The following is an 11,445-nucleotide window of genomic DNA, read 5'->3' as shown; positions in this document are numbered from 1 at the left end:
GGACGCCGCCCTCGGCGTGGGCAAGGTCGAGGACTTCACCTGGAAGGGCCTGCTCGACTTCACCACCTGCACCGAGTGCGGCCGCTGCCAGAGCCAGTGCCCGGCGTGGAACACCGACAAGCCGCTCTCCCCCAAGCTGCTGGTGATGACGCTGCGCGACCACGCGCACGCCAAGGCCCCCTGGCTGCTGGCCACCGAGGAGGACCGCACGGCTTTGGGCGAGGCCAGCGCGGACGGGAACGGCCTCGCCTCCGCTGCCGTTCTCGCTGAGGTGCCCCTCGTGGGCGGGACCGGGTATGCCGCGGACTCGCCGCTCGCGGCATACAACCCGCACGGCCCGGAGGCCGTGATCGACCAGGACGTCCTGTGGTCGTGCACCACCTGCGGCGCCTGCGTCGAGCAGTGCCCGGTCGACATCGAGCACGTCGACGCGATCGTCGACATGCGCCGCTACCAGAACCTCATCGAGAGCGCGTTCCCCAACGAGCTCGGCGGGCTGTTCAAGAACCTCGAGAACAAGGGCAACCCGTGGGGCATGGCCGCACGGGCCCGCCTCGACTGGGCCAAGGACCTGCCGTTCCAGGTCAAGATCCTCGGCCAGGACGTCGAGTCCGCCGACGAGGTGGACTACCTGTTCTGGGTCGGTTGCGCCGGCGCCTACGAGGACCGCGCCAAGAAGACCACCCGCGCCGTGGCCGAGCTGCTCGACACCGCCGGGGTCTCCTTCGCCATCCTCGGCGACGGCGAGACCTGCACCGGCGACTCCGCCCGCCGCGCCGGAAACGAGTTCCTCTTCCAGATGCTGGCGCAGCAGAACGTCGAGGTGCTCAACGAGGCCGGGGCGACCAGGATCGTCGTGACCTGCGCGCACTGCTTCAACACCATCAAGAACGAGTACCCGCAGCTCGGCGGGCAGTACGAGGTGTTGCACCACACGCAGCTGCTGAACCGGCTCGTCCGCGACAAGTTGCTCGTCCCGGTCGCCCGCCCCACCGACCGGCCCGGCATGTCGTCGACCAAGGACGTCGCCTCCACCGCCGACACGGTCACCTACCACGACCCGTGCTACCTCGGTCGCCACAACGGCGTCTACGCCCCGCCGCGCGAGCTGATCGGCGCGCTGCCGGGCGTGGAGCTCAAGGAGATGGAGCGCACGAAGGAGAAGTCGTTCTGCTGCGGCGCCGGCGGTGCCCGGATGTGGATGGAGGAGAAGCTCGGCACCCGGATCAACATGAACCGCACCGAGGAGGCGCTGGCGACCGGCGCCGAGCGCATCGCCATCGGCTGCCCGTTCTGCCGGGTGATGATCTCCGACGGCCTGACCCAGAAGCAGTCCGAGGGACAGGGCGAGCAGGTCGAGGTCGTCGACGTCGCCCAGATGCTCCTCGCGGCCGTCCGCCGCGGCGACGGCGGCCAGCCCGCGCCTGCCGAGGTCGCCGAGCCCACCCCGGACCCCGAGCCGGAGCCCGCCCCCACCGCCTGACCCGGCTGGGAGCAGGGCCAGGGCCGGTATGCCGCGTGGGCGGCATACCGGCCCTCCTCACGTCACGGTGCGGGTCAGGTGTGGTCGACCATGAGGGCCGCGAGCCGCGCCCGGGAGCTGATGTCGAGCTTGCGGAAGATGTGCGCGAGGTGGGCGTCGACCGTGCGCGGCGAGACGAAGAGCTGCTCGGCGATCTGCCGGTTGGTCAGCCCCTGCGCGACCAGCATGGCGACGGTGCGCTCGGTGCGGGTGAGCAGCGCGAGGGGTGAGGCGTCCTCGGCCCCGCCGCCGCTGTGCTCGCGGAAGAGCGCGGTCACGGCCTCGAGCCCGGCCCCCGTGAACTGGCCGCCGACGACCCAGTCCGCGGGGCACCCCCGGTGCGGCGTGCCCTTCGCCGGTGGGAGCCCGGGCCGCTGGCGCGACACGGCCCGGCGGCTCGTCCGGAGCGCCTTGGCCGCGGCGGTGCACCGGCCCGCCGCGGAGCTGCCCTCGGCCACGAGTGCGCGGTCCAGACCCTCGAGGGCATCTGCGGCGCGCAGCGGGAAGCCCAGCTCGGTCGCCTGGCGCAGCGCCCCGAGGTAGGCCGAGACGGCCTGCGCCATCTCGTCGCACGCGACCAGGGCGTCGCCCAGCAGGAGCCGGGCCTCCACGCCGTCACGGCCGAGGCGGATGCTGTCGGCCAGGACGATGATGTCGGCAGCCAGACCGGCCGCCCGGTGGCACTCCCCCGCCGCGCCCAGCTCGCGGGCCGCCTGGAGCTGGACGCCGAGCCGCACACCCCACGGGAGGGACTCGTGGTCCACGGCACGGGGGTGGCGGGTGGGGACCACGGAGCGGTAGAGCGTGTCGGCGAGCAGGGCGATGCGGTCCTCGGCGAGCTCCACCGCGTGCTCACGGGCCGCGCGGGCGATGGCGGCGGCCTCGACGGCGCGGCCCTGCTCCGCGGCGATGACCCCCATGAGGATCCGGGCGGACAGCGCCATCCACTGCTCGTCCCTCGACGCGTCCCGCATGACGAGGTCGGCGAGCGCCTCGGCGTCGTCGAACTCACCCCGCCAGACGTGGATGTCGACCAGGGTCCGGCGGAGCTGGCGCACGACGTAGGGGTCCTCGGACCCCAGGGCGAGGCCTCGCTCCACCTCGGCACGGGCGGCGTCCAGCGCCCCGGCGTCGAGGTGCATCTCGGCGCGGATGGAGGCGTTGCGCGCCTTCTGCCGGTCGGCGTCAGGGCCGATGACGGCGAAGCGCTCGGCGCGGTCCAGCAGCGCCAGCCCCTCGTAGGTCCCCCGCACCTCGGAGGCGCAGATGCCCGCCCGCCGGGCGACCTGGGAGCCGATGTCGGCGGGACCGTCGCCGCTCTCGAGCACGGCCTCGAGGATCTCGACGGCCTCGCGGGCACGCATGGCGGTGTACAGCGAGGAGAAGATGTTGTTGGCCAGGCGGTAGCCGAGGGGGCGGGTGGCTGGGTCGGCGCAGGCGGCCGCGATGGCCTGCCGGATGACGCCGAGCTCGGCGAGCCACGCCTCGTCCGCGGCGCCGCTCATGCCGTCGGACGGCGTCACGCGCTCGGCCCACCGCAGCAGGCCGGCGAGGGCGTCGTCCCGGTCCGTCGTGTCGCGCACGAGGATTCGACCGCAGCTGCGGATCGGGGCCAGCATGTCGAACCGCCCGTCGGGGTGGACCTCGACCAGGCTCCGCCGGGCCAGGCCCGATGCGAGCTGGGCCGCCTCCGCCCTCGACGCGCCCGTGATGTCCGCCAGCACGTCGAGGCTGACCGGCTGCTCCATCACGGCGAGCCGCCGGAACGCCCGCTTCTGCTGCTCGTCGAGGAGGGCGTACGACGCCATGACGGCCTCGGCCAGCGAGGCGGTGGGCGTCACGTCGGAGACGCCGACGAGGGCGATCTGCACCCCGAGCTGCTCGATGAGCAGTGGCAGGCCGCCGCTGGCCTGCAGCAGCCGGCGGACGTTCTGCTCGTGCTGTGTGAGGTCGACCGGGTGGCCGCCGGCCGAGGCGATGCGGGCCAGGAAGAGCTCGACCGCGGGGCCCTCGAGCGGCTGGCCGCGCCGGGGCACGGGCAGCGGGCCGAGGCGGACGACCTGCTCGTGGGGCTTGCCGGCGACCGTGACCGCGGTGCACAGCAGGCGGAAGCCCTCGGTCGCCTCGACGAGGTCCTCGCAGAGGTCGCCAAGGCCGTCGATGGCGTCGACTCCGTCGAGGATGAGCAGCAGGTCCTGGCCGTCGAGCGACCGCTTGAGCGCCAGGAAGGGGGAGTCACCCGGTGCGACGTCCGCGCCGAGCGCGTCGAGGCAGGCGGTGACGACCTCGTCGGCCCCGGGAAGGTCCCGCGCTGCCACCCAGACCGTGCGCGGCTGGGCGACCGCCGCGTGCCGGGCCAGCAGCGTCTTGCCGCACCCGGGCGCGCCGGTCAGGGTCACCCACCGGCCGGAGCCCAGCAGGCTCTCGACCCGGTCAAGGGTGTCCCCCCTCCCCACGCACGGCGTCAGCACCGCATCAGGCTATCGAGCCCGTCGTCGAATATCGGTGAAACCACCGATGCCATCGGACGCCGCACCCGGGCACTCTGTGACCAGACCAGCCAGGGGCCGGTGTTCGGGAGGCGCGGAGGGGCGTCCCCCGAGCACCGGGGCTGGGCCAAGGGCGGTTCGGGGATTTCCGCCACAGAAGAGCCGGATGCAGCCCGGGGGAGCCGCATCCGGCTCTTCCGCGTACGACCCGTCGCGACCTCAGCCGGCTCTTGCGCGGACGTCAGGCGAGGCCGTTGGCCTTGAGGAACTCCGCGGCGACGGCGTCGGCGTCCTTCTTGTCCGTGACGACCTGGGCCAGCAGGTCGGTCAGGGTCTTGGTGTCGAGCTTGGCGGAGACGGCGTTGAGCGCCCCCTCGATGGTGGGGTTCACCTTGGCCTTGGTGGCCAGCGGAACGACGTTCTGCGCCGCGAAGAGGCTCTTCGGGTCCTCGAGCACGACGAAGTCGTTGGCCGGGATGCTCGGGTCGGTGGTGAAGATGTTGGCGGCGTCGACCTGGCCGTTCTTCAGGCCGTTCACCGACAGCGGGCCGCCGGCGTCGAGCGGCTTGAACTCCTTGAACTCGAGGTTGTAGACCTTCTTCAGGCCGGGCACGCCGGTGGGCCGGGTCTTCCACTCCGGCGGACCGCCCAGGACGAGGTCCTGCGACTTGCCCTCGAGGTCGGCGATCGACTTCAGCTGGAGCTTGTCGGCGGTCGCCTTGGTGACCACCACGGCGTCCTTGTCCTCGGCCGCGGACTTCTCGAGGACGGTGAGGGTGTCGGGCAGGGCCGCCTGCAGCTCGGTGTACACACCCTCGGAGTCGGTGGCCTTGGCGTCCTTGTTGAAGTACTGCGCCAGGACGCCGGTGTACTCCGGGATGAGGTCGATCGAGCCGTCCTGCAGCGCCGGGATGTACGCCTCCCGCGAGCCGATCTGGAGCTTCTTGGCGACGGTGACGCCCTTGGCCTCCAGGGCGCCGGCGTAGATCTCCGCGAGCAGCACGCTCTCGGGGAAGTCGGCGGAGCCGACGGTGATGGTGCCCGACCCGCCCGCGGGGCTGCTCGCGCTCCCGGTCGCGAAAGGGTCGGTCTCCTCGCTCGAGCCGCAGCCGGCTGCCGTCACGAGGGCGATGGCCGTGCCGATGGTCAGTGCGATCCTGCGTGTTCTCACGTGCCTGCTCCTTGATCGGTCAACCTGCTGGGGTCCATCCTCGCCTGCTCGTCCGGTACGCGCGACTGGTTCCGGGACGGAGTGATGCGACCGAAACCACCGCGGCCCGGTCCCGCTCGCCGTCCCGTGCGCCGCCCCGTGAGTCCCGGCGACACGGCATACCGCTGGACGATCGCGAAGGCGAGGTCGACGAGCAGGGCGACGACAGCGACGACCAGCGCACCCGCGGCCATCTGCGGGAAGTCCCGCGTGCGCAGCCCGTCGATGAGGAAGCGGCCGAGCCCGCCGAGCCCGACGATGGCGGCGATGGTTGCCGTGGCCACGATCTGGAGGGCGGCGGAGCGCAGCCCGGAGAACACGAGGGGCAGGGCGCACGGCAGCTCGACCCGCAGCAGCACGGCCGAGCCGGTCATGCCCATCCCCTTCGCGGCGTCGCGCGCTGCGGGGTCGACGCTCTCGACCCCGGCGTAGGCGCCGGCGAGGACCGGCGGGATCGCCAGCACGACGAGCGCGATGAGGCTCGGCACCAGGAACGCGGCGTCGCCCGTCAGCCGCGCACCGAAGAAGAGCGTGAGGAGAAAGAGGAGGCCGAGGCTCGGGATCGCCCGGGCCGCGCCGGCGAGGTTGACCACGACGACCCTCCCCCGGCCGGTGTGCCCGATGACGAGGCCGATGGGGATGGCGATGACGGCGGTGACGAGCAGGGCGACGGCCGAGTACCAGAGGTGCTCGAGCGTCCGCCGCGCCACGCCGTCCGGCCCTGACCAGTGCGCCGGGTCCGAGAGCCACCCGATGATGTCGCCGATCACGGTCGGGCCCCCGCCACTCGCAGCCAGGGCGTCAGGGCCCGGGTGACGCCGAGGATGGTGAGGTCGAAGAGCAGCGCGAGCAGGATGCAGCCGATGACGCCGACGACGATGGGGTCGTAGAAGGTGCGGTTGAAGCCGTCGGTGAAGAGCAGGCCGAGCTGGGGGATGCCGATGATCGCGCCCACGCTGACGATGCTGACGTTGCTGACGGCGGCGACGCGCAGCCCCGCGGAGATCACCGGCACCGCCAGCGGGAGCTCGACGGCGAAGAAGCGCCGCCCGCGCCCGAAGCCCATCGCCGTGGCCGCCTGGGCCGCGTCCTCGGGCACCGATCCCAGGCCGTCGGCGACGGTCCGCACCAGCAGGGCCACCGTGTAGAGCGTCATGGCGACGATGACGTTGGCGGTGTCGAGGATGCGGGTGCCGAGGATCCCGGGCATGAGGATGAACAGCGCGAGGCTCGGGATCGTGTACAGCAGGCCGAAGCCGGCCGTGAAGGGCAGGTAGAGCGGCCGGTACCGGCGGGCCATCCACCCCAGCGGCAGGGCGATGAGCAGACCGAGCAGGAGCGGCACCCCGGCGAGGTAGACGTGCTGCCAGGTGAGGTCCAGGACCTCGGGGATGTGGTCGAGGAACCAGGTCACGGTGCCGGGGCCCCGGGGTTGAGCGGGTCGGCCACCTCGGGCCTTTCGGCCTCCTCGATGGCCGTGAGCACCTCGTGGGCACGCACCGTGCCGGCGAGCGCGCCGGAGTCGTCGACGATGACGCCGCGACGGCTCGGCGAGGACAGCGCGGCGTCGAGGGCGGCCCGCAGCGGGCCGCTGGCCCTGGCCACGGTGCCCCCGCGGTGGAGCATCCGCTCGGTCACCTCGCCGTCGATGCGACGCGGCTCCACCCAACCGAGCGGGTGGTTGGCGTGGTCCACGACCAGGGCCCAGTCGCCGTCGACACCGGCCGCGCTCTCGCCGAGGGTGAGGGTGCGCTCCGGCCGCAGCGGCAGCCGAGGCGTGGGCTGGAAGCTCAGCGCGCGGTAGCCGCGATCGCGGCCGACGAAGTCGGCCACGAAGTCGTCGACCGGGTGGGCCAGCAGGTATGCCGGGTCGGCCAGCTGCGCGAGCCGGCCCCCCACCCGGAGCACCGCGACCTGGTCGCCGAGCTTGATGGCCTCGTCGATGTCGTGGGTGACGAAGAGGATCGTCTTGCCGAGCTCGGCCTGGAGCCGGAGGAACTCGTCCTGGAGCTGCTCGCGGACGACCGGGTCGACGGCGCTGAACGGCTCGTCCATGAGCATGACCGGCGGGTCGGACGCGAGTGCCCTGGCCACCCCGACGCGCTGCTGCTGGCCGCCGGAGAGCTGCGCCGGGTAGCGCCCGGCCATCGACTCGGGCAGCCCGACGCGCTCCATCAGCTCCCTGGCGCGGGCCTCGGTGCGCCGGCGGTCCCAGCCGAGGAGGCGCGGCACGGTGCCGATGTTGTCGAGCACCGTGCGGTGCGGGAAGAGTCCGGCGTGTTGGATGACGTAGCCCATGCCGCGCCGCAGGTCGGACTCCTTCATCCGCGCGGTGTCGTGGCCGTCGAGCGTGATCGTGCCGGCCGTCGGCTGGATCATCCGGTTGACCATCCGCAGCGAGGTCGTTTTGCCGCAGCCCGAGGGTCCGACCAGCACGGTGATCTGGCCGGTGGGGGCGGCGAAGCTCAGGTCGTCGACGGCCACGGTGCCGTCGGGGTAGCGCTTCGTCACCCCGTCGAAGGCGATCATGGCGCCAACGCTAACCGAGCGCGGCGGGCACGTGCTCGGCCAGGAACCTTGCGGACTCGCGGTGCCACAGCCCCGCCTGGCGCAGCATGCTGTGGGTCTCGCCCTCCACGGGGCGCCACGCCACGTCCGCGCCGAGGGCTGCCATCGCCTCCGCCATCGCCTTGGCGTTGCGTGGTGAGGTGATGCGGTCGCGGGTGCCGTGCATGACGAGGGCCCGCAGCCCCGGGTGGCTGCTGGCGACGTCGGTGCGCTCCACCCAGGGGGCCAGCGCGACGATGGCGCTGACGCGGGGGTCGCCTGCCAGCCGTAACGCGACCCTGCCACCCATCGAGTGGCCGAGGAGCCCGACGGGCACGCCGGGGTAGCGTGCGCCGACCTGCTCCAGGGCGTTCTCGGCGTCGGCGACGGGGCTGGCGTCCGACCCGTTCCAGCCGCGTACGGCGTACTTCAGCATCGCCACGGACAGCTGGTCGTCCTCGGCGGCGACGGCGCGCGCGAACGGCACCATCCTCAGCACGGGCAGGTTCCACCAGCTCGCCGGCACCCGGCTCTGGCTCTTGCCCCCGTGGAGGACCACCACGACGCCCCGGGCGCTGCTCGCCTCGTGGGTCCACTTCAGCTCAGCGCTGCTCACACCGGCCGTCCTTGCCTGCTCAGTCATCTCTGGCGGCGAGCACCTCACGCAGCCACGCGGCATACGTGCCTGCGGCTGCGGTGACGGGAACGGCCAGGATCTCGGGATTGTCGTAGGGGTGTTCGGAGCGGACGTGCTCGCGGATGCCCTCGAAGCGGTCCGCCGTCGTCTTGGCCAGCACGAGGTGCTCCTGGGCGGTCTCGACCGCGCCCTCCCACCAGTAGGTGGAGGTGATCGGACCCAGCACCTGGGCGCAGGCAGCCAGCCGCCGCTCGACCAACCCGGAGGCGATCGCCTGCGCCACCGCCGCGTCGGGTGCGGTGACGCGGACCTCGACGATCTGCTCGCTGCTGAGCCCGGCCTGCGCGTCGGGCCGCTGGTCCACCCCTGCGCGGGCCACGGGCCCTCAGACCTCGGTGCGGTGGAAGTTGGCGTAGGAGCGGCTCGCGGTCGGGCCGCGCTGGCCCTGGTAGTGCGAGCCGTACTTCGCGCTCCCGTAAGGGTTCTCGGCCGGGCTGGAAAGTCGGAAGAAGCAGAGCTGGCCGATCTTCATGCCCGGCCAGAGGATGATGGGCAGGGTCGCCACGTTGCTGAGCTCGAGGGTGACGTGCCCGGAGAAGCCCGGGTCGACGAAGCCGGCGGTGGCGTGCGTCAGCAGCCCGAGCCGCCCGAGCGAGGACTTGCCCTCGACACGCGCCGCGAGGTCGTCGGGGAGGCTGACGGTCTCGAGCGTCGAGCCCAGGACGAACTCGCCGGGGTGGAGCACGAAGCCGTCCTCGGGCTCCACCTCCACGAGCCGGGTCAGCTCCGGCTGGTCCTTGGCCGGGTCGATGACGGGGTACTTGTGGTTGTCGAACAGGCGGAAGAACTTGTCGAGCCGCACGTCGATCGACGACGGCTGGATCATGCCGGGGTCGTACGGGTCGAGCCGGACGCGGTCGGTGTCGATCTCGGCCTTGATGTCGCGGTCGCTGAGCAGCACGGGGGACACGCTATCGCGAGGGGTGTCCCGCGACCGGCCCGTCCGCGCCGGCCGCCACGTGGCGTCGGGAGACGAGGACGTGCTCGGCGACGGCCCCCGCCGCGACCACGCCGATGAGCAGGACCGCGAGCCCGGTCTCGAGGCCGAGCAGGGCGATGGCGACGGCGAACCCGCTGGTGGCCACCGCGGAGACCAGGGTCCGGGGGTCGCGGTCGGCAGCCGCGTGCAGTCCGGCGAGGGTGAGTGCGTAGATCGCCAGGGGTATGGCCAGGGCGAGAGCAGCGGCCCGGTCGGAGGCCACGGCGCTGCCCTGGACGACGTCGACGGCGGAGGCCAGCCCGGCCCCGACGGCGGCAACCGAGGCGAACACCAGCACGTGCGCGTAGCCGAACACCCACGTGATGCGCCGGCCCTGGCCGATGAGGTCGACGTGGTCGCGCTTGAAGTACAGCCACCACAGGGAGAACACCAGCAGCAACCCGCCGACGACCAGCAGCCACAGCTGCGGGCTGGGGCCGGCGCCGCCGGGTGCCGGGGCGGCGTGCCCGGCCGAGCCGGCGGCGGCGGGGTCGGACATCGCTCCCTGGATGGCCTGGACGCTGGCCAGGATCACCTCGCCGAGCACGATGATCGTGAAGAGCCCGTAGCGCTCGGCGACGTGGTGCGGGTGGAAGGGCGTTGGCGCGCCGACCCGTTCGGCCACCAGCGGCACGCTCAGCTCGGCCAGGACCAGGAGGAAGAACGTGGCCACCAGCAGCCGCTCGCCGTGCAGGAGCAGCCGGGCGATCCACAGGACCTGCACTACGGCGATCCCGCCGGCGTAGACCAGCGCGGTGCGTCGGCCCTCGGGGTGAGCCCTCGCCGCCCGCAGCCAGAGGGCGACCATGCCGAGCCGCATCACGGCATACCCCGCGACCACCACTCCCGACTGCCCGTCGTCGAAGAGGTCGGGGACCCCGGCGGCGAGCATCAGGGAGCCCGTCATGATCGTGAAGGTGAGCAGGCGGAACACGACGTCTTCGCTGTCGTAGGCCGAGGCGAACCACGTGTAGTTCATCCACGCCCACCAGATCGCGAAGAAGACCATGGCGTAGCCGACGACCGCCTCGAGGTGCCCGGCGCTGAGACCGTGGTGGAGCTCGGCGGCGGCGCTGGCGATCGCGACCACGAAGACGAGGTCGAAGAACAGCTCGAGCGGCGTGGCGACGCGGTGGCCCTCGGCAGGGTCGCGCGGGGCCATCGGCCGCGACCACGGGATCGCCCGCAGGCTGCTCACGCAGCGAACTCTACGTCGGCTTCCGTGGCGGCGTGCGCGGGCTGCTCGGGCCGGTGGCGGCGGGTATGCCGTGGGGCCTGGACCGCGGTCGTGCACCGTGTAGAGACGCGGTGGCGGGAGGGCCGCGGGGTTCGGTTAGACTGCCACGCGCACCGCCGCCGAGGCGGTGCCTGCCGGTGTAGCTCAATGGTAGAGCGCCAGCTTCCCAAGCTGGACACGCGGGTTCGATTCCCGTCACCGGCTCCAACGACAAAGCCGCAGGTCAGGGATTCGCTCCCCGCCTGCGGCTTTCCTCTTGTTGGCCCCCTGATCCCGCCGCGTGCCCTCTACGTGCCCAATCAGGAGCGCGTTCCTTGGCCTTCGTGCCCATTCCTGCCGCCCGGTCGAGACTTCTGGGAGGCGTCGATGAGGCTGTCCAGGGCGTCGGCAATCAGGCGGTCCCGGTCGGCCGTCCGGTGCTGGTAGATCAGTGCGGCCCGCATGCTGCTGTGACCCATCCGACCCATCAGCTCACGAGTACTTGCGCCCGACGCCGCCGCCAAGTGGTTGCCCGTATGTCGGAGGTCGTGGAGGTGCACCGCCTCATCCACGCCGGCCTTCCCCTTCGCAGCGCGCCAGACCTTCGTCCAATGACCGCGCCTCGGCGTGGAGCCCTTCGCCCCGACGAAGACCCGTCCATCTGGGCCGGGCTCGGCGAACTGCTCGAGGTGAGTCAGCAGCTCAGGGATCAGCCACTGCGGGAGAGCGACCGAGCGGACGCCCGCCTGGGACTTCGGTTCCTTGATGACCAGCTTGGACGCCAC

At 72.4% G+C, this 11,445-nt stretch carries 11 protein-coding genes and 1 tRNA gene; 2 read left to right on the top strand and 10 right to left on the bottom strand.

Going from position 1 to position 11,445, the window contains the following annotated elements:
• Nucleotides 1-1,483 (top strand): (Fe-S)-binding protein (locus VIB11_RS11515; protein WP_332031368.1); only part of this gene is annotated, 1,483 nt, incomplete at its 5' end.
• Between the two features lie 74 nt (nt 1,484-1,557).
• Here VIB11_RS11515 and VIB11_RS11510 read toward each other — a convergent pair.
• From VIB11_RS11510 to VIB11_RS11470, 9 genes are all read right to left on the bottom strand, one after another.
• Nucleotides 1,558-3,993 (bottom strand): helix-turn-helix transcriptional regulator, encoded by a 2,436-nt coding sequence (locus VIB11_RS11510; RefSeq protein WP_332031367.1) that lies wholly within the window; start codon nt 3,991-3,993, stop codon nt 1,558-1,560.
• Between the two features lie 259 nt (nt 3,994-4,252).
• A complete protein-coding gene (locus tag VIB11_RS11505; protein ID WP_332031366.1) occupies nt 4,253-5,182 on the bottom strand; it encodes an ABC transporter substrate-binding protein in 930 nt (309 codons plus the stop codon).
• Nucleotides 5,179-5,991, bottom strand: coding sequence for an ABC transporter permease (locus tag VIB11_RS11500; protein ID WP_332031365.1), 813 nt, complete (start codon nt 5,989-5,991; stop codon nt 5,179-5,181). The genes VIB11_RS11505 and VIB11_RS11500 overlap by 4 nt, the downstream gene beginning before the upstream one ends.
• Nucleotides 5,988-6,635, bottom strand: a complete 648-nt coding sequence (locus VIB11_RS11495) for an ABC transporter permease (protein WP_332031364.1) — start codon at nt 6,633-6,635, stop codon at nt 5,988-5,990. The genes VIB11_RS11500 and VIB11_RS11495 overlap by 4 nt, the downstream gene beginning before the upstream one ends.
• Entirely contained in the window at nt 6,632-7,750 is a 1,119-nt protein-coding gene (locus VIB11_RS11490; RefSeq protein ID WP_332031363.1) for an ABC transporter ATP-binding protein, read from the bottom strand. The genes VIB11_RS11495 and VIB11_RS11490 overlap by 4 nt, the downstream gene beginning before the upstream one ends.
• 10 nt (nt 7,751-7,760) lie before the next feature.
• Entirely contained in the window at nt 7,761-8,384 is a 624-nt protein-coding gene (locus tag VIB11_RS11485; RefSeq protein ID WP_332031362.1) for an alpha/beta hydrolase, read from the bottom strand.
• Nucleotides 8,385-8,403: 19 nt separating this feature from the next.
• Nucleotides 8,404-8,784, bottom strand: coding sequence for a divalent-cation tolerance protein CutA (gene cutA / locus VIB11_RS11480; protein ID WP_332031361.1), 381 nt, complete (start codon nt 8,782-8,784; stop codon nt 8,404-8,406).
• A 6-nt stretch (nt 8,785-8,790) separates the two neighbouring features.
• Entirely contained in the window at nt 8,791-9,366 is a 576-nt protein-coding gene (gene dcd / locus VIB11_RS11475; protein ID WP_332031360.1) for a dCTP deaminase, read from the bottom strand.
• Nucleotides 9,367-9,376: 10 nt separating this feature from the next.
• Nucleotides 9,377-10,642, bottom strand: a complete 1,266-nt coding sequence (locus tag VIB11_RS11470) for a low temperature requirement protein A (RefSeq protein ID WP_332031359.1) — start codon at nt 10,640-10,642, stop codon at nt 9,377-9,379.
• 172 nt (nt 10,643-10,814) lie between these two features.
• Here VIB11_RS11470 and VIB11_RS11465 point away from each other — a divergent pair.
• A tRNA-Gly gene (locus tag VIB11_RS11465) sits at nt 10,815-10,888 on the top strand.
• A 92-nt stretch (nt 10,889-10,980) separates the two neighbouring features.
• On the opposite strand, the gene VIB11_RS11460 is transcribed toward VIB11_RS11465, so the two are convergent.
• Nucleotides 10,981-11,445 (bottom strand): tyrosine-type recombinase/integrase (locus tag VIB11_RS11460; protein ID WP_332031357.1); only part of this gene is annotated, 465 nt, incomplete at its 5' end.

This window comes from Pedococcus sp. (assembly GCF_036554925.1).
GTDB lineage: Bacteria > Actinomycetota > Actinomycetes > Actinomycetales > Dermatophilaceae > Pedococcus_A.
The sequence above is the reverse complement of the archived record's forward strand: the minus strand, read 5'-3'. Positions and strand labels throughout refer to the sequence as shown.